The following is an 18,128-nucleotide window of genomic DNA, read 5'->3' as shown; positions in this document are numbered from 1 at the left end:
CCGCCGCGCCGGCGCCCTCCGCCGACCATGTCGCGCTCGCCCGGCAGGTCGTCGAGCTCTCCGGGGCCTCGTCCTCCTTCGAGAACGTCATCCCAGCCTTTGTCGAGCAGGCGAAATCGCTGTTCCTGCCGACAAATCCGGATCTCGGCCGCCAGTTCAACGAGGTTGGCGACGTCCTCAAGAACGAGTTCCAGCCGCGCGTCAACGAACTGATCCAGGGTATCGCCGTCGCCTACGCCCAGCGCTTCACGGTCGAAGAGCTCCGCCGGATCCAGGCCTTCTACCAGTCGGCCGATGGCCAGAAGCTGGTGCGCACCATTCCCTCGATCATGGAAGAGACCTTCGGCCGCTCGCAGCAGTGGAGCCAGGTGGTCACCCGGGACATCGTCGCCCGCTTCCGCGAGGAATTCGCCAAGCGCGGCATCCGCCTCTGAGCGGCGGGCCCGGGCGGGCCTCGCCCCAGGATACCTGACGTTCCGAGCCCGCCGGCACCGCCGGCGGGTTTGTCGTATCGGTCACCGCGATTTGTCCCGTCGCCCGCCTGTGATAAGCGCTGGGGTCTTCCCATCTCCCCGTCGCGGTGACACAGCGTCGACCGCGCCGAGCCAAGGATGATCCGATGACCTTCGACGTCGACCTCTTCGTGATCGGTGGCGGCTCGGGCGGCGTGCGGGCGGCCCGCATCGCCGCGACTCATGGGGCCAAGGTCATGCTGGCCGAAGAGTACCGGATGGGCGGAACCTGCGTCATCCGCGGCTGCGTGCCGAAGAAGCTGATGGTCTATGCCTCGCAGTACCACGAGCATTTCGCCGATGCCGCGGGCTTCGGCTGGACGGTCGGTCCGGCGACCTTCGACTGGCCGACCTTCATCACCGCCAAGGACAAGGAAATCGGTCGCCTCGAAGGCCTCTACGGCGCCAACCTCGTCAAGGCGGGCGTCGAGATCGTCGCGCAGCGCGCCACCATCGCCGGCCCGCAGGCCGTCCGCCTCGCCGACGGCCGCCTCGTCACCGCCCGGCATATCCTCGTCGCCACCGGCGGCCGCCCGTCGAGCGACGATACGCTGCCCGGCCGCGACCTCGCCATTTCCTCGAACGAGGTCTTCCACCTCCCCGAACAGCCGAAGCGTATCGTCATCGCCGGCGGCGGTTACATCGCCGTCGAGTTCGCCGGTGTCTTCGCTGGCCTCGGGTCGGAGGTGACGCTCGTCTATCGCGGGTCGAAGATCCTGCGCGGCTTCGACGAGGATGTCCGCGATCACCTGATGACGGAGTACCAGAAGAAGGGTATCCGCCTGGTCATGGGCGAGGTGTTCACCGGCCTCACCCGCAAGCCGGGCGGCATTGCGGTCGCATTCAAGAACGGCCACGCGCCGATCGAGGCGGATCAGGTGCTGATGGCGATCGGCCGCAAGGCCAACACGGCAGGCCTCGGCCTCGAAGCAGCCGGCGTGACGCTCGGCGCCGGCGGCGAGATCATCGTCGACGAGGAGAGCCGTACCTCGGTGCCCTCCATCTATGCGGTCGGCGACGTCACCGACCAGGTGAATCTGACGCCGGCCGCCATCCGCGAGGGCCACGCCTTCGCCGACACCGTCTTCGGCGGCAAGCGCTGGACGGCCGATCATGCCATCATCCCGACCGCCGTCTTCTCGGAACCGGAGATCGGCACAGTCGGCCTGTCGGAGGAGCAGGCGCGGCTGTCGGGCTGCGCCCTCGACATCTACAAGGCGACCTTCCGGCCGATGAAGCACACCCTGTCCGGCCGCGACACGCGGATGCTGATGAAGCTCGTCGTCGACGGCGAGACCGACAAGGTCCTCGGCGTCCATATCTGCGGACCTGACGCCGGGGAAATGATCCAGCTCGCCGGCATCGCCGTGAAGATGGGCGCGACCAAGGCCGATTTCGATGCGACCATGGCCGTCCATCCGACCGCGGCGGAGGAACTGGTCACCATGCGCACGCCGAGTGCGCGTTACCCGAAGGGCTAGCCGAATTCGGCCTAGCCGCAATCGCCGATGAGGCGCTGGGCGACCCAGCCGATGCGGCCGGTACGGAATTCCGGTTGGCTCGGGATGTAGAGCTCGCCGTTCCAGTAGATGACCTGCGTCCACGACCCGGAGCGGATGACCTCGCCCTGGTTGCGTGCCCGCAGGTGGACGCTGTGGCCTGACTTCATGCGAGCGATCAGCCGTGCATCGGCGGACGGCCCCGCCCGGAGCGCGGCGAAGCCGTCGGGCGTCGGCAGGACCTCGCAAACGGCGTTGATCGCCATGGCGGGTGAAGCGGCCATCATCATGGCGCAGAAGGCGGTGGCGAGGGTGGCTTTCGATGCGCGACAGGTCACGGCGGTCTCTCCAGGAAGCGTTGCGAGACCCTATCGGCCCGCCGTCATTCCGGGCGATGGCGGCGGCGCCGGACCAAGGTTTCAATTGTACCCGTCCGCCGGGCCGGCGGTCATGCGCCGGACGACCGCCGGGATCCAGGGGAGTTGATCAACCGGCGAGGAACCGGGCAAGCTGCCCGGCGTTCGACACCAGCAACCCACATCACCGCCGACGAGGAGACCACCATGGCTGACAATGACGATGCGGCAGCCGTCGAGCGGACGGCGAGGCGAATCTTCGCGCTGCAGAACCCCGGCAAACCCTGGCCGGGCGACGCGACGGCAAAGGTGGACGAGAAACCGCGCGCCGGCACCGTGGCGAAGAAGGACGGCGGCAGCGGCGAAGGCTGACGCGCTCAGCGCCCGCGGCGCATGGTCAGCGTCACCCAGCCCTCGATCTCCTCGCGCATGACGAGCCGCAGGCCGCGGTCGCGATAGGCCGAGACGACCAGATTGGCGTGGGGCGGGATGATACCCGACAGCACCACCGTGCCGCCGGGGGCGACCAGCCGCACGAGGTCCGTCGCGAGCCCGACCAGAGGGCGCGGCAGGATATTGGCCAGGATGAGGTCATATGGAGCGCCGCGGCGGAAGCGCGCGTCCTTCAGGCCCGCGGCATGGATCACCCGCACATAGCCCCGCGCCTTGTTCAGCACCGCATTCTCATGGGCGGCGATGACCGACACGCGGTCGATGTCGGAGGCGATCACCGGCACCCGGTGCCGGAGGCCGGCGGCGATGGCCAGCACACCGGTTCCTGTTCCGACGTCGAGCGGCCGGAAGGCGCGGGCTGCCTTGGCCAGCCGATCGATAGCGCGCAGGCAGCCGAGCGTGGTGCCGTGATGACCGGTGCCGAAGGCAAGCGCCGCCTCGATCTCGATGGGAATGGCGTTGGGCGCCACCTTGTCGCGGTCATGCGATCCGAACACCGTGAAGCGGCCAGCCTCGACCGGCTTCAGGCCGTCCAGGGAGGTGCGCACCCAGTCGCGCGATTCGATGGCGTGGAAAGTCACGCAGGCCGCGACGGCGTCGCCCGCCGTCGCCCGCACGAGCGCGCGCACATGGTCTTCGTCGGGCGCTTCGCGAAAGAACACCTCGACCAGCCAGATCTGGCCGTCGGGCGCCTCGAAGGCGGCGACCGCCGTCTCGGCGGGATCGAACATCTCGCCGATGAGGTCGCCGACCTTGCGCGCCGCCCTCTCCGAGGTTTCGAGACGCATGAGGTGGGTGGGTGACACGGGGTGCAGACCTTCGAGCATTCCGCGTGATAACGCCGCGTCCGGACAATGTCATCAGCCCGCGCAAACAATACAAACTATAATACTTGACTGACGCAGCGTAAGGAAAATGCCTCACCGCGATGCACAAATTGTATGCAGAGACGAATTGCCTCGAAAATTCAACGCGTTGCATTCAGCGCACGGATACGCAGATTTACCACTTGCTAACCGCTTCATCCGACCTTCCGTGTCAGGAGACCCCCCGATGAAAGCCTTGGCAAAGACCGACGACACCACCCCCTCCCTGGACACGATTCTTGCCGCGACCCGCAGTGTGAAGGGCACGACCTCGGCGAGGATCGAAGAGATCAACAAGATCACCGACGGGCTGCGCATGCTGGCCCTCAACGCCCTCATCGAAGCGGCGAGGGCCGGCGAGAACGGCCGCGGCTTCTCCGTGGTCGCCGCCGAGGTGCGCGAGATTTCCACCCGCGTCGGCAGCATCGCCCAGCAGTTCTCGACGGAACTCGCCGGACAGATCGACAGCCTCGAGGCGATGACCATGGCGATGAGCAGCCAGGCGGCCGGCCAGCGGCTGACCGATCTCGCGCTCAATGCCATCGAACTGATGGACCGCAATCTCTATGAGCGCACCTGCGACGTGCGCTGGTGGGCGACCGATTCCGCCATGGTCGAGGCTCTCGCTGCGCCGTCCCCCGACAGGGCCGCCCATGCGTCGCAGCGCCTCGCCGTCATTCTCGGCGCCTACACGGTCTATCTCGACATCTGGCTCTGTGACCGCGACGGGCATGTCGTCGCGAGCGGCCGGCCGGACCGCTTCGCCGTCGCCGGCCAGTCGGTGCGGCATGAGCCCTGGTTCACCCGCGCCATGTCCCTGGCGACCGGCGACGACTACACGGTGGCCGATGTCGCCCGCTCCGGCTCGTTGCGAGATGCTGAGGTCGCCACCTATGCCACGACAGTGCGCGTCGGCGGCCAGGCCCGCGGCGCCCCGCTCGGCGTCCTCGCCATCCATTTCGACTGGGAGCCCCAGGCCCGCGCCATCGTCGAGGGAGTCCGTCTGTCGGAAGAGGAGGCTGGCCGCAGCCGTGTCCTCCTCGTCGACGCCCGCAAGCGCGTCATCGCCAGTTCCGACGGGCGCGGCGTTCTCACCGAAACGCTCGCCTTCGACACCGGCGGCCGCAAGGCGGGCTTCACCCGCGACGCGAGCGGCACCACCACGGCCTTTCACCTCACCCCGGGCTACGAAACCTACGGCGGCCTCGGCTGGTACGGGGTGATCCAGCAGAAGCTGCGGTAACCGTCACGCCGCCTGGACGAAACTGTCCACCACCTTCTTCTCGCCGGCCTTGTCGAACTGCACCGTGAGCTTATTGCCCTCCGAGGCCATGACGTCGCCATAGCCGAACTTGAGGTGGAACACCCGGTCGCCGGGCTGGTAGCGCGAGGGCTCGCCGGTCGACTTGGCGACGAGTTCGCCGTCGATGGTCCGGCCGCTGCCGGAGCGGTCGGTGAGCCGTCCCTGGAAGCCGCCGCGCCCCTCCGCGAAGGTCGAGCCGAAGGCCTGGCTGCCGGTCCGGCCGGTGAAGCGCGCCTGCGCCTCGTTCAGCGTGCGCTGCGCCTGCGCCCGCTGCCAGCCGGGCGTCGCATAGGTCGAGGAGAAGCTCTCCACATTGTCGAAGCGGCTCTGGCCGAAGCCGCCGCGCCCCATGCCGCCATAGCCCGAGGTGCCGAGGCCTTCGGAGACTTCCACATGGTCGGGCGGCAGGTCGTTGACGAAGCGGCTCGGCACCGTCGACTGCCACAGGCCGTGAATGCGCCTGTTGCCGGCAAAATAGATCTTCGCCCGCCGCCGCGCCCTGGTGATGCCGACATAGGCCAGGCGACGTTCCTCCTCGAGACCGGCGCGACCGTTCTCGTCGAGCGAGCGCTGGTGGGGAAAAAGCCCCTCCTCCCAGCCGGGCAGGAACACGGTCTCGAACTCGAGACCCTTGGCCGAATGCAGCGTCATGATCGACACCGCATCCTCGGTCTCGCCCTCGCCGCGAGCTTCCGTCACCAGCGCGATATGTTCGAGGAAGCCGGACAGGTTCTCGAACTCCTCCATCGAGCGCACGAGTTCCTTGAGGTTTTCCAGCCGGCCTGCCCCTTCGGCGGTCTTGTCCTTCTGCCACATCTCCGTATAGCCGCTCTCGTCCAGCACCAGCTGGGCGAGCTCGGAATGGGGCATGGCCTCGATCTGCCCGGCCCAGCGGTCGAAATTGTCGATGAGGTCCTTCAGCGCCCGCCGCGCCTTCGGCTTCATCTCCTCGGTCTCGGTGAGCACCCGCGCCGCCTGCATGAGCGGAACGCCCCTCGCCCGCGCATAGTCGTGCAACTGCTGCAGCGTCGCGTCGCCGAGGCCGCGCTTCGGCGTGTTGACGATGCGCTCGAAGGCGAGATCGTCAGAGGCCTGGCCGACGCAGCGCAGATAGGCGAGCGCGTCGCGGATCTCCAGCCGTTCGTAGAAGCGCGGGCCGCCGATGACCCGGTAGGGTAGGCCGATGGTGATGAAGCGGTCCTCGAACTCGCGCATCTGGAAGGAGGCGCGCACCAGGATGGCGGCCTCGTTCAGAGCATGGCCCTGGCGCTGCAGCTGTTCCAGTTCCTCGCCGACCGAGCGCGCCTCCTCCTCTGAATCCCAGACCGAGGTCAGCGTCGGCTTGGCGCCGTCCTCGCCGTCGGTGAACAGCGTCTTGCCGAGCCGCCCCTCGTTATGGGCGATGAGATGGGCGGCGGCTGCCAGGATATGGCCGGTCGAGCGGTAGTTGCGCTCCAGCCGGATCACCGTCGCGCCGGGAAAGTCCTTGTCGAAGCGCAGGATGTTGTCGACCTCGGCGCCGCGCCAGCCATAGATCGACTGATCGTCGTCACCGACGCAGCAGATGTTCTGCGGCCGGCCTTCCTGGCGCTGGGCCAGCAGCCGCAGCCAGAGATATTGCGCAACGTTGGTGTCCTGATACTCGTCCACCAGAATGAACTTGAACTTCCGCTGATACTCGGCGAGCACGCCGGGATTTTCGCGGAACAGGCGGATGACCTCCAGCAGCAGGTCGCCGAAATCCACCGCGTTCAGCACTTTCAGCCGCGCCTGATAATCGGCGTAGAGCTTGAGGCCGAGCCCGTTGGCATAGGCCGCAGCCTCGCCGGACGGGACCTTGTCAGGGGTCAGCGCCCGGTTCTTCCAGCCGTCGATGGCGGAGGCGAGCACGCGCGCCGGCCAGCGCTTCTCGTCGATGTCCTCGGCCTGGATGAGCTGTTTGAGCAGGCGGATCTGGTCGTCCGTGTCGAGGATGGTGAAGCCGGGCTTGAGGCCAGCGAGTTCGGCATGGCGGCGCAGGATCTTCACCCCCGTCGCGTGGAAGGTGCCGAGCCAGGGCATGCCCTCGACCGCCTCGCCGACCAGATGCGCGACACGCTCCTTCATCTCGCGCGCCGCCTTGTTGGTGAAGGTCACGGCGAGGATCTCGGAGGGGAAGGCGCGGCGCTGGTTGAGGATATGGGCGATGCGGGTGGTCAGCACCCGCGTCTTGCCGGTGCCGGCGCCCGCCAGCACGAGCACCGGGCCGTCCAGCGTTTCCACCGCGGCCTGCTGTTCGGGGTTGAGGCCGGCGAGATAGCCAGCAGCCGCCTGGTTGCCACGCGCGGCCATGGCCCTTTCGGCGAGACTGGGCTGGCGCGGGGCGGAAGGGTCGGTCATGGGCCTCAGATGTTCTGATTCGGTTCTCGTCCAAAATGGGGGTTCTGCGGCCCAATGCCAACCCGAGTGGTCGCAGGGCATGGCTGGTCGGCCACGACCTCGCCTGCAACTCACCCCATAGGGGCAACCCGACCAGGCACGGCAGGGGCCGGGAAAGCCGAACGAGGCGCTCGACGCAAAAAGGCCGGCGTTTCCGCCGGCCCTTCGTCAACATTGGCGGTGGCGGATGCGTCAGCGCAGGACGACGACCCGCGTGCCGACCCGCACCCGGGTGTAGAGGTCGGTTACGTCGTCGTTGGTCAGGCGGAAGCAGCCCGAAGACACCGCGGTGCCGATGGTGTGCGGCTCGTTGGAGCCGTGGATGCGGTAGAGCGACGAGCCGAGATAGAGGGCGCGGGCGCCGAGCGGATTGTCCGGGCCGCCGGCCATGAAGCGCGGCAGGTCGGGGCGGCGGCGCAGCATCTGGGCCGGCGGACGCCAGTCCGGCCACTCCGCCTTGCGGGTGATCGTCTGGTTGCCGCCCCAGGAGAAGCCCGGCCGACCGACGCCGACGCCGTAGCGGATCGCCGTGCCGCCAGCCTGAACGAGGTACAGGCGGCGCTCCTGCGTGTTGATGACGATGGTGCCGGGCGCATAGCGGCCGGTGAAGGCCACCGTCTCGCGCGGGATGGCCGAAACCCCGGCGCCGGGACGCGGCCCGCCATCGGTGCGCGGCGCGACGCGCATCGGGGCGTTGGTGGCCGGATCGAAGATGACCTGGTCGCCAAAGCCGAAATTGACCGTCTGGGCCTGGGCGGCGGTGCCCGAAAAGGCCAGCGCGATCGCCGTGGCGAGAATGGGCAGGAAGCGCCGCATGAATGCACCTTGCGAGATGGATGTGACGTAAAGGAAGACCTTGGGCACGAAGCACCACGGCCCGTCGGCGAATTTTCTGGCCGATAGAGCGTAATCGATCGTCCTTGCGCAATGGCTGCCGCTGCCACGGCGCAACAAAAAGTCGCGTTTCGGACCCATGTGTGACCGCCGCGCAACGGTGTCCCGCTCCCAAGCGATTGACGCCGTTCGCGTTTCTCCGCACCGATCATCACGGCAAAGTGAACCGCGGTCGCGCCCGGCCAGATCCCTCTCCGCTGCCTCTCGCAATCCGGCTCGCAAGCCTTCATATAGGCCCAATGTCCACGATCCCTGATATTACCGGCGGCGCAGACGACATCGTTGTGCCCTTCCAGGTCGACGAGATCGATCTGCGCGGCCGCGTCATCCGCCTCGGCCGCTCGGTCTCGACCATGATCGACCGTCACGGCTATCCCGCGCCCGTCGCACGCGTTTTGGCCGAAGCGACGGCACTGACCCTGCTGCTCGGCTCCGGCCTCAAGTTCGACGGACGCCTGATCCTGCAGACGCAGTCTGACGGTCCGGTCCGCATGGTCGTCGTCGATGTCGCGACGCCGGACCGCGTCCGTGCCCTGGCCCGTTTCGATGCCGAGGCGGTCGATGCCGCGATCGCGGCCGGCCGGGCGGAGCCCGCGGCGCTGCTCGGCTCCGGCCAGTTGGTGATGACCATCGACCAGGGCGGCGACATGCAGCGCTACCAGGGCATCGTGTCGCTCGACGGGCAGGGCCTCGAGCGGGCGGCCGATCAGTATTTCCGCCAGTCCGAGCAGATCGCCACCCGGGTGCGTCTCGCCGCGGCGGAAGAATATGTTCCCGGCGACGACGGCATGAAGCACACCTGGCGGGCCGGCGGACTGATGGTCCAGCATCTCCCGCCGGCCGGCGGCGAAAGCCATCGCGACCTCGCCCCGGGCGACGCGCCGGACGGCACCGTCCTGCCCGAGCCGCACGAGGCCTGGGCCGAGGCGCGTGCGCTGACCGACACGATCGAGGACGACGAACTGGTCGACAGCACCCTCTCGCCGGAAAGGCTTCTGTTCCGCCTGTTCCACGAGCGGGGCGTCAGGGTCTTCGAGGCGCAGGACGTGAAGGAACATTGCACCTGTTCGCGCGACCGCATTTCCGGAATCGTCAGCAGCTTCACCTCCGCGGAGCGCCGCGACATGGTCGAGGACGGCGCCATCACCGTCACCTGCGAATATTGCTCGACCAGCTATCGCTATGCGCCGGTGGAATTTGACCCGGCCGAATAGGTCTCAACGCTCGCCGGAGAACCGGCGGAACGTGCCGACGCCGTCGGCGATGACATTGCCCTTGTCGTCTTCGACCCGGATCGCGACGAAGGCGACACTGCGGCCGCCGCCGGTGCGGTTGGCGGTCACGGTCAGAACGCCGTCGCGGGCGGTTCCCAGATAGTTCACCGTCAGGGACAGGGTGACGCCCCGGCCGTCCATCGCATCCGGGTCCTGCGGCGGGCCGCCGAGGGCGGCGTAGCCACCGGCCGAGTCCATCAGCGTCGCGACCAGGCCGCCATGCAGGCCGCCGCCGCGGTTCATGAACTCCTCCCGCACGGGACAGGTCATCACGGCGCGCCCGTCGGTCCATTCCACCACCTCCCAGCCGATGAGGCGATGGAAAGCGCTGTGACGATCGGACGGTCGGACCGCGACCGGCTGGTCCCCTGCGCTCATCCATCGTCTCCCGGCTGAAAGTGCATGCGAAGGCGCCCTTGTCGCGCCAAGGCCCCGCCGTGACAAGCCTCTGCCGGGCGCGTCGGCGTCCCTCGATCGGCTGATCTCAACCCGGCCGGCGGCGGCCCTCGACTTCGCGGCCATAGGCCTCCACCACCGCGAGGAGGGCCGGCGCCGTCCCCTCCCGCTGCCAGCGTCGGCATTGGCGGCGCAGCGCGGCGGCGACATCATGCGGGCTGTGCCGGCCGCTCGCCATTACGGCCTCCGACAGGGCGACGATGCGCTCCAGCGCCTCAGGCGGGCCTGGCGCGACGGGCGCATCGGCAACGGCTTCCGGCCAGCTCCCGGCACCGTGCGGGGTCTTCTCCCAGTGGAAGGGCCGGAACCAGAGATCCCCGACGGCCTTCAGTGCCGCGAGCCCCATGGCGATCCAGACGAGCGGCAGCAGCACCAGCCATGGCAGGAGACCAGGCCGCCCGGCCCGCACCAGCCCGACGACCTTGTAGACGACGCTGCCCGCATAGCCGAGCAGGAACACCGCAGCGCCGGCTCCCGCCCATGACGGCAGGCCGTGGATCAGCCAGGTGACGACAAAGGCGGCGAGACAGGTCAGATGCACAAGCGCCGAGCCGAGCGCGCCGGCGAGCGTCGCGGCAAGCACGAGCAGGCCGGCGAGGCCGATCTCGCGCCCCAGCCGACGGGGATCGCGAGCGAGGATCGCGAGGGTCTGCATCCAGCCCTTGAACCAGCGGCTGCGCTGGCGCAGCCAGTCGCCGAAGGTGACCGGCGCCTCCTCGAGGGTCGGCGTCGCGATCGTGCCGATGCGCCAGCCGTTGCGCGCGAGGCGAAAGCCGAGATCGGCATCCTCGGTGACGTTGTAGGGGTCCCATCCCAGGCTCTGGTCGAGCGCCACCCGGCGGAAATGGTTCGAGGTGCCGCCCAGCGGCATCGGTAGATGAAAGCGCGCCAGCGCCGGCAGCAGGACGCGGAACAGTGCGTCGTACTCGGCCGCATAGAACCGGGCCAGCAGGCTGTCGCCAGGATTGACGATGGCGAGCGGGGCCTGCAGGCAGCCGAGCCGGGCGTCGGCGACGGCGAAAGTCTCGGCGGCTTCGCGCAACTGCCCCCGGCCTGGCCGATCCTCGGCGTCATAGACCACGATGACATCGCCCGTGGCGAAGGGCAGCGCCATCATTAATGCCTTCGGCTTGGTCCGGGGACCGAGGGCCGGCACGACGATCACCTCGACCGTCGCATCGGGCGCGGCGCGGCGGATGGCGGCGAGGGTATCCGGATCGTCCGCCTCGAGCACCAGCTTGATGTCCAGCTTGGCGCGCGGATAGTCGAGCCGGGCGAGAGACGCCAGCAGGCCTTCCGCAACGGCTTCCTCGCGGTAGAGCGCGCAGAGGATCGTGTAGCGCGGCAGAGCGGCCTCGCCGAGCGGCGTGCGCGGCAACGCCAGCGGCGGGATGGTCGCCGCCGCGACCCGCAGGAGAACCCAGGCGGCGACGAGAAGCCCGACCATGCCGCCCGCGGCAAGCGCCAGCCAGGCGGGTCCGACGGTGAGCGCCAGGAACAGTGCGACGAGCATCACCACGACCGCCATCGCCATGCGTCGCATGAGCACCCGGTCTGAAGCCGAAAGTGCCGGCTCTTCCACCGCGAGGGTCGAGACAGCCTCTCCGACCCAGGGCACCTCGGCCCAGGCACGCACGAGGCGCGCGAAAGCCTGCGGCGTGGCGACGAGAAGAGGCAGACCGTCGGCGGCGGGCCCGGCGTCCGCGGCGAGCCTTTCGGCCTCGGCCGGACCCGGGGCGATCAGGAGAGCCCTGCCACCGACAGGGCGGGAGACCCCCACGGCACCACGCGCGAGGACACGACGCCAGGATTGCGGATCGGCGGCGACGGTGGGGTGCGCGCCGTCCAGAGGTTCGACAGTGCCCCCCAGCCGGACGGCGAGGGCCGCTGCGATGGCCTCCGCCGTCGTGAGACCGAGCGCCAGGGCTGTCTCCAGCGGCGGGACGTTCCAGAGGCCCGCGATATAGGCAACGCGGACCCGGTGCAGCGGATCGACCAATTCATCGACGAGGCGCGGGCGCGGGCCGGCGACGGGCGCATGGCGAACCGCTGTGGGAGGCGCCGCCGCCGGGCGCGCCACCGACCTTTCGGCGAACCGCGTGCGAAACTCGTCAAGCCGCATGGCCCCGCCGTCCGGTCCCTGCGCCCGACCCCTCCCGGACGCCCCGACGTCAGGCTATAAGACGACATGGAGCCGGCATCAGTCGGACGAACCCGGATGGCGTGTGTGCCTGTGAAATTCTTAGTCCTGGTTGCAGCCGCGGGTCTCCTGGCCGCGCCGCGCGCCATGGCGGAGGGAACCCTCGCCGGCACCGGGGGAGCATCGCCGGCCCAGGTCACGATCCCCAGTTACTGGGACCCGCGCCGGCGCAGCGAGCGCGTCGACCTCACCCGCGTGCCGCAGATCCGCTTTCTCACCGAGGACGACTTCCCGCCCTATAATTTCGCCGGTCCGGACGGCCGGCCGGTCGGGTTCAACATCGACATCGCCCGGGCCATCTGCGAGGAGCTCGGTGTCCCCTGTACCATCCAGGTCCGCCGCTTCGACCTGCTCACCGAGAGCCTGGACCGCAATGCGGGTGACGCCGTCATCGCATCGCTGGCGATCACGCCCGACATCCGCCGCCGCTTCGAGGTGTCGGACCGCTACCTCGAAACCCCCGCCCGGTTCCTCATGCGCAGCGACACCCGCCTGACGGAGGCGACACCGGAGGCACTGGCCGGACGGTCCATCGCCACGGTGCAGGGCACGGCGCACGAAGCATACATCACCCAGTTTTTCCCCCAGTCGGCGCGGCGCACCTATCCGGACGTCGAAACAGCGCGGCGCGCCCTGCTGGAGCGCGACGTGGACGTGCTCTTCGCAGACGGCGTCGCCAGCGGCTTCTGGCTGAGCGGCGAGGCCTCCGCCGGCTGCTGCCGCTTCCTCGGCGGCGCCTTCACCGAGAGCCGCTATTTCGGCGAGGGCCTCGCCATCGTCATGCGGCGCGGCAACGAACCGCTGCGGCGCGCCGTCAATCACGCGCTGCAGCGGATCTGGGAAAAGGGCACCTATGCCGAGCTCTACCTCAAGGCCTTTCCCGCCGGCATCTACTGAGACGGCTCAATACATGCCCCGGCGGGCCATTTCCGCACCCTGGCGATCGCTCTCATCCTGGGTCAGCCCCTCGCAATGGTCGACCAGCATGGCGCCGTAGCTCGGCAGGTCGTTGCGGTCGATGTAGCGGGCGGGGTCCCAGAGCGCGGCGCGGTTCACCGCTTTGGCGCAGTGCAGATAGGCCTCGGCGACCGTGACCAGCACGCCGATCTTCGGCGGCCGCCCCTGCACCTGCGAGCCGGCGAGAAGGGCAGTGTCGTCGGTGATGCGGGCGCGGCCGTTGACACGCAGCACCTCCGCCATGCCCGGCACGACGAAGAGCATGCCGACGAGTCCCGTCTCGAAGATGTTCTCCAGCGAGTCGAAGCGGTTGTTGCCGATGCGGTCCGGCAGCAGGAGGTGCTGGTCGTCGAGGACCCGGACAAAGCCGGCGGGATCGCCGCGCGGCGACACGTCGGCGCCCTTCGACCCATGGGTGCCGACGATGACGAAGGTCGACCTTTCGATGATCGCCCGGCAGTGCCTGTCGAGCCGGGTGATGACCTTGTCGGTGGCGCGCGACATGGGCTCTGGATGGCGGGCGCGAACCGCCGCGATCGAGCCGACATAGCTCACCGCCTCCGGATCGAAGGCGGCATCCGCCTCCGGCAGGGTGTGGATGGTCATGAGCGCATCTCCATCGGGGGTCGGGGCGGCATCAGCCGCGCCGCAGCCTGAGCATCATCAGATCGTACTGGAAGTCGGCGACCTGGTGATAGATGTTGCCCTTGCGCTGGAACTCCCGCTGGTGATTGAAGATCTTGGCGAATTCCGGATTGATCGCGGTGACCTCCTTGTAATAGGCCTCCGCCTCGACGTAGAGCCGCTCCAGCACCTCCTGCGGAAACAGCGAAACCTGCACGCCCTGGCTGACCAGCCGGATCAGCGCTTCCGGGTTCTTCTGGTCGTAATGGGCGAGCATGTCGGTGGTCGCCGCCTGCGCCGCCACCTCGACGGCCTTCTTGTAGAGCGGCGGCAGTTCGTTCCACTTGGCAAGGTTGAAGACGCCGTGGAACACGGTGCCGCCCTCCTGCCAGCCCGGGGCGTAATAGCGCTGCGCCACCTTGTTGAAGCCGAGCTTCTCGTCGTCATAGGGGCCGATGTATTCGACCGCGTCGATCGTGCCGCGCTCCAGCGCCGGATAGATGTCGCCGGGCGCGATCTGCTGCGGCACCACGCCGACCCGCGCGGCAATGGTTCCCGCCAGGCCGGCGATGCGCATCTTCAGGCCCGACAGGTCGGCCACCGTCTTGATTTCCTTGCGGAACCAGCCGCCCCACTGCATGCCCGTATTGCCGCAGGGCAGCGCATGGACGTTGTGCTTCTTGAAGAACTCGTTGGTCATGGCGAGGCCGCCGCCATGATAGTACCAGGCATGCTGCTGGCGCGGGTTCATCAGGAACGGCACCGAAGCGGTGAGCGCGAAGGTCGGATCCTTGCCGACATAGAACAGCATGCCGGTATAGGCGGCCTCGACCGTGCCGTTGGAGACGGCATCGAGTGCCTGCAGACCGGGCACGATCTCGCCCGCCGCGAATTGCTGGATGGTGAATTTGCCTTCGGTCAGATCGCTCACGTTGCGGCAGAACTGCTCCGCCGCCCCATACGTCACGTCCAGGCTTTTGGGGAAGCTCGAGGTCGCGCGCCAGCGGATCGTCGGCATCGACTGCGCGATGGCCGGCGCCGCGACGGCGGAACCCGCCAGAAGGGCTGCGCCCGTGGACTTCAACATGTCTCGGCGTTTCATGCGGCAACCTCCGGGAACAGGTTCCGGCGCGGACATCGCGGCGCAACCGTTGCCGGTGGTCTCGCAACCGCCATGCCATGGAGCCCTGCGGCTGCCGCAACGGACGGCCCGTCTGTTGCATGGCTCGGGGTGAGAGCAGGAGGGGGCAGGGCATGACACGCGGCAGGCAAGCGGCAGCGACCATCGGCGTCGTCGTCTATGGCGGGGTCGAGCCCATCGACATCGGCGGCACGGTGGGGGTCGTCTCCATGGCGAGCCGGATCCTGCCGAACGTCACATCGGTCACCATCGCCGAGAACCACGGACCCGTGATGCTGGCCGGCGGCCTGACCATCATCGCCGACGAGGGCTTCGCCACCGCCCCTCCCTGCGACGTCTTCATCGTCACCGGCGGCCCGGGCTGGCGCGAGCAGGTGAAGGACGAGGCCATGCTCGCCTTCCTGCGCAGGATCGCGCCTGAACGCCTCGCCTCCGTCTGCACCGGCGCGCTGATCCTCGCCGCAGCCGGTGTCCTCGACGGTCGGACGATCACCACCCGGCGCCATGCCGTGGGGGCGGAGGCGCAAGCGCCTGTGGCACTGATCGGCACGATGGCGTCCGGCGCCAGCCCGGTCGACGCCGCGATCGTCGAGGACCGCGGCGTGGTCACCGGCGGCGGCGTGTCGCTTGCCATCGACGCGACCCTCTATCTCCTCGGTCGGCTCTATGGTGAGGAGGCGCGCGACGAGTTGACGGCGATCATCGAATATGACCGCGCTTTCGCGGCCAACCGCGCCGCGCTCGGCCACAGGCTCGGCTGATCCGTCAGCTACCGCGCGGCCGCGCGACGAAGCCGAAGGCCGGGTCCCCGTCGAAGAGGGTCGGCGCCGCGGAGGTGCGGGCCCGCTCGATGGAGAGCAGCTTCAGCTTGGTGTCGACGCCGCCAGGGGCGGAGAAGCCGCCGGTCTTGCCGCTCGCCGCCAGAACCCGGTGGCAGGGGACGACGATGGGCCAGGGATTGGCGCCGAGCGCTTTGCCCACCGCCTGCGCCGCGCCCGGCTCGCCGATGCGACGGGCGACCTCGCCGTAGGTCAGCGTCTCGCCGGGGGAAATCGCGAGCGTCACGTCGGTGACGCGGGCCTGGAAATCAGGGAGGCCGCAGCGGTCGAGCGGCGCGGCGGAGAGGTCGACGCGTTCGCCGCTGGTGAGCGCGACGATGCCGTCGATCACGGCGCGGATGGCGGGCGGGGGCGAGGCCTCGCATGCGTCGGGATGCCGGGCGAGGAGGCTCGCCCGTGTCCCCTCAGGCGTCGCCGTCGGCAGGCGCACGGCGACGATCCCACGCTCGCCCCAGGCGAGGCCGACGGCACCGAGCGCTGTGTCGAAGAGGATGAGACCTATCATGGCATGAGCCTAGCAGAGCGCCTGGCCACCGTCGCGGCAGCAGGCCATTCATTGACCTTGCCGCCCCCCCGCCCTATTGCAACCCACCCGTTTCGCTCGTTTCCGCCCGGACAACCGCCATGCTTCCCGCCCTGTCGACCACGCCCGCCCTCCTGGAGGCGGCCCGCGTCTCCACCGCCTGGCCGTTCGAGGAAGCGAAGAAACTCGTCGCCCGCCTGGAGAAGACGCCGAAGGCCGGCCCCATCATCTTCGAGACCGGGTATGGCCCCTCGGGCCTGCCGCATATCGGCACCTTCGGCGAGGTCGCCCGCACCACCATGGTGCGCAACGCCTTCCGCCTCCTCACCGAGGACAAGGTGCCGACGCGGCTGATCGCCTTTTCCGACGACCTCGACGGCCTCAGGAAGGTGCCGGACAACGTGCCGAACAAGGAGCTGCTGACCCAGCACCTCGGCCGCGCGCTCACCGCCGTGCCCGATCCCTTCGGCACGCACGACAGCTTCGGCGCCCATAACAATGCCCGCCTGCGCGGCTTCCTCGACCAGTTCGGCTTCGACTACGAATTCGTCTCCTCGACCGCCATGTACCGTTCCGGCGCCTTCGACGCGACGCTGCTGACCGCCCTCGAGCGCTTCGACGCCATCCAGGCCATCATGCTGCCGACGCTGGGCGAGGAGCGCCGCGCCACCTATTCGCCCTTCCTGCCGATCCACCCGGAATCGGGCGTCGTCATGCAGGTGCCGGTCGAGGAGCGCAACGTCGCGAAGGGGACGATCGTCTGGCGCGATCCGGCTTCCGGAACGCGTTACGAGACGCCGGTCACCGGCGGCCACGCCAAGATGCAGTGGAAGCCCGACTGGGCCATGCGCTGGACCGCCCTCGGGGTCGATTACGAAATGGCCGGCAAGGACCTGATCGATTCCGTCACCCAGTCGGGGAAGATCTGCCGCGCACTCGGCGGCACGCCGCCGGAGGGCTTCAACTACGAGCTCTTCCTCGACGAGAACGGCAGCAAGATCTCGAAGTCCAAGGGCAACGGCCTCACCATCGAGGACTGGCTGGCCTATGCCTCGCCGGAAAGCCTGTCGCTGTTCATGTACCAGAACCCGAAGAGCGCCAAGCGGCTCTTTTTCGACGTCATCCCGCGCAACGTCGACGACTACCTGACCTTCGTCGAGAAGTTCCCCATGCAGGACGAGAAGAACAGGCTGATGAACCCGGCCTGGCACATCCATTCCGGCACCCCGCCTCGTGTCGACGTGCCGATCTCCTTCTCCATGCTGATGAACCTCGTCTCGGTGTCGAACGCACCGGAGACGAGCGTACTCTGGGGCTTCATCCGCCGCTATGCGCCCGATGCCTCGCCGGAGAGGAACCCGAAGCTGGACGAACTCGCCGGCTATGCCGTCAGCTATTTCCACGACTTCGTGAAACCGACCAAGGTCTACAAGGAGGCCGACGCCGTCGAGCGCGAGGCGCTGGAGGCGCTTTCGGCCGCCATCATGGCCCTGCCGAAGGAAGCCAGCGCCGAGGACGTGCAGGGCGCCGTCTACGACGTCGGCCGCGCCATCCCGCGCTACCAGGACCTCAAAGCCAAGGGCGCGACGCCGGAAAAGCCGGGTGTGTCGGCGGAATGGTTCTCGGCCATCTATAAGGTGCTGCTCGGACAGGAGAAGGGCCCGCGCTTCGGCTCCTTCGCCGTGCTCTACGGCCTCGACGAGACCCGGGCGCTGATCCGGAAGGCCCTGGCGGGGGACTTCGTGAAGGGGTGAGGGGGTAGCCGTCCGCAGTCTCGGCTTACCCCGATAAGCGCTCAGTCCTGTCCGTCTTG

General features: G+C 68.6%; 17 protein-coding genes. 8 read left to right on the top strand and 9 right to left on the bottom strand.

Annotation, left to right across the window (positions count from 1 at the left end; genetic code table 11):
- Positions 1 to 434: DUF2059 domain-containing protein (locus Q8O26_RS14705; protein ID WP_305576868.1), on the top strand; the 434-nt coding region annotated here is incomplete at its 5' end.
- A 185-nt stretch (positions 435 to 619) separates the two neighbouring features.
- Positions 620 to 1,993, top strand: coding sequence for a glutathione-disulfide reductase (gene gor, locus Q8O26_RS14700; protein ID WP_305576866.1), 1,374 nt, complete (start codon positions 620 to 622; stop codon positions 1,991 to 1,993).
- A gap of 11 nt (positions 1,994 to 2,004) precedes the next feature.
- On the opposite strand, the gene Q8O26_RS14695 is transcribed toward gor, so the two are convergent.
- Positions 2,005 to 2,349 (bottom strand): SH3 domain-containing protein, encoded by a 345-nt coding sequence (locus Q8O26_RS14695; protein ID WP_305576864.1) that lies wholly within the window; start codon positions 2,347 to 2,349, stop codon positions 2,005 to 2,007.
- Positions 2,350 to 2,574: 225 nt separating this feature from the next.
- On the opposite strand from Q8O26_RS14695, the gene Q8O26_RS14690 reads away from it, so the two are divergent.
- Positions 2,575 to 2,739 (top strand): hypothetical protein, encoded by a 165-nt coding sequence (locus Q8O26_RS14690; RefSeq protein ID WP_305576862.1) that lies wholly within the window; start codon positions 2,575 to 2,577, stop codon positions 2,737 to 2,739.
- 5 nt (positions 2,740 to 2,744) lie between these two features.
- On the opposite strand, the gene Q8O26_RS14685 is transcribed toward Q8O26_RS14690, so the two are convergent.
- On the bottom strand, positions 2,745 to 3,647 hold the full coding sequence (locus Q8O26_RS14685) for a 50S ribosomal protein L11 methyltransferase (RefSeq protein WP_305576860.1): 903 nt from the start codon (positions 3,645 to 3,647) through the stop codon (positions 2,745 to 2,747).
- A gap of 226 nt (positions 3,648 to 3,873) precedes the next feature.
- Between Q8O26_RS14685 and Q8O26_RS14680 the strand changes: the two genes are divergently transcribed.
- Positions 3,874 to 4,929 carry a methyl-accepting chemotaxis protein gene (locus tag Q8O26_RS14680; protein ID WP_305576858.1) on the top strand — a complete coding sequence of 352 codons (1,056 nt, stop codon included), beginning with the start codon at positions 3,874 to 3,876 and terminating at the stop codon, positions 4,927 to 4,929.
- A gap of 3 nt (positions 4,930 to 4,932) precedes the next feature.
- Here the strand turns inward: Q8O26_RS14680 and Q8O26_RS14675 are convergent, their stop codons facing one another.
- Positions 4,933 to 7,368: an ATP-dependent helicase gene (locus tag Q8O26_RS14675; protein ID WP_305576856.1), complete on the bottom strand. Its 2,436-nt coding sequence runs from the start codon at positions 7,366 to 7,368 to the stop codon at positions 4,933 to 4,935.
- Positions 7,369 to 7,599: 231 nt separating this feature from the next.
- Entirely contained in the window at positions 7,600 to 8,223 is a 624-nt protein-coding gene (locus Q8O26_RS14670; protein WP_305576854.1) for a L,D-transpeptidase, read from the bottom strand.
- Between the two features lie 317 nt (positions 8,224 to 8,540).
- Here Q8O26_RS14670 and Q8O26_RS14665 point away from each other — a divergent pair, with 317 nt between their 5' ends.
- Positions 8,541 to 9,515 (top strand): Hsp33 family molecular chaperone, encoded by a 975-nt coding sequence (locus Q8O26_RS14665; protein ID WP_305576852.1) that lies wholly within the window; start codon positions 8,541 to 8,543, stop codon positions 9,513 to 9,515.
- Positions 9,516 to 9,518: 3 nt separating this feature from the next.
- On the opposite strand, the gene Q8O26_RS14660 is transcribed toward Q8O26_RS14665, so the two are convergent.
- A complete protein-coding gene (locus Q8O26_RS14660; RefSeq protein ID WP_305576850.1) occupies positions 9,519 to 9,953 on the bottom strand; it encodes a PaaI family thioesterase in 435 nt (144 codons plus the stop codon).
- Between the two features lie 106 nt (positions 9,954 to 10,059).
- Positions 10,060 to 12,153: a glycosyltransferase family 2 protein gene (locus Q8O26_RS14655; RefSeq protein ID WP_305576848.1), complete on the bottom strand. Its 2,094-nt coding sequence runs from the start codon at positions 12,151 to 12,153 to the stop codon at positions 10,060 to 10,062.
- A 111-nt stretch (positions 12,154 to 12,264) separates the two neighbouring features.
- Here Q8O26_RS14655 and Q8O26_RS14650 point away from each other — a divergent pair, with 111 nt between their 5' ends.
- Positions 12,265 to 13,128, top strand: coding sequence for a transporter substrate-binding domain-containing protein (locus Q8O26_RS14650; RefSeq protein WP_305576846.1), 864 nt, complete (start codon positions 12,265 to 12,267; stop codon positions 13,126 to 13,128).
- Between the two features lie 6 nt (positions 13,129 to 13,134).
- Here the strand turns inward: Q8O26_RS14650 and Q8O26_RS14645 are convergent, their stop codons facing one another.
- Both Q8O26_RS14645 and Q8O26_RS14640 read right to left on the bottom strand, forming a co-directional pair.
- Positions 13,135 to 13,794, bottom strand: a complete 660-nt coding sequence (locus Q8O26_RS14645; RefSeq protein WP_305576844.1) for an MSMEG_1061 family FMN-dependent PPOX-type flavoprotein — start codon at positions 13,792 to 13,794, stop codon at positions 13,135 to 13,137.
- Positions 13,795 to 13,825: 31 nt separating this feature from the next.
- Complete coding sequence (locus tag Q8O26_RS14640; protein ID WP_305576843.1) at positions 13,826 to 14,914, bottom strand: TRAP transporter substrate-binding protein; 1,089 nt, start codon at positions 14,912 to 14,914, stop codon at positions 13,826 to 13,828.
- Between the two features lie 152 nt (positions 14,915 to 15,066).
- On the opposite strand from Q8O26_RS14640, the gene Q8O26_RS14635 reads away from it, so the two are divergent.
- Positions 15,067 to 15,714, top strand: a complete 648-nt coding sequence (locus Q8O26_RS14635) for a DJ-1/PfpI family protein (protein ID WP_305576841.1) — start codon at positions 15,067 to 15,069, stop codon at positions 15,712 to 15,714.
- Between the two features lie 4 nt (positions 15,715 to 15,718).
- On the opposite strand, the gene Q8O26_RS14630 is transcribed toward Q8O26_RS14635, so the two are convergent.
- The gene (locus Q8O26_RS14630; protein ID WP_305576839.1) at positions 15,719 to 16,297 is read right to left on the bottom strand and encodes a methylated-DNA--[protein]-cysteine S-methyltransferase; all 579 of its coding nucleotides are present in this window, start codon (positions 16,295 to 16,297) and stop codon (positions 15,719 to 15,721) included.
- A 119-nt stretch (positions 16,298 to 16,416) separates the two neighbouring features.
- Between Q8O26_RS14630 and Q8O26_RS14625 the strand changes: the two genes are divergently transcribed.
- The gene (locus tag Q8O26_RS14625; RefSeq protein ID WP_305576837.1) at positions 16,417 to 18,069 is read left to right on the top strand and encodes a lysine--tRNA ligase; all 1,653 of its coding nucleotides are present in this window, start codon (positions 16,417 to 16,419) and stop codon (positions 18,067 to 18,069) included.
- Positions 18,070 to 18,128: the final 59 nt, after the last annotated feature.

It is taken from the genome of Phreatobacter sp., assembly GCF_030691135.1.
In the GTDB taxonomy this organism is placed as follows: Bacteria; Pseudomonadota; Alphaproteobacteria; order Rhizobiales; family Phreatobacteraceae; genus Phreatobacter.
Note: the sequence above shows the minus strand (reverse complement) of the source record. Positions and strands in the feature narration are given on the sequence as shown.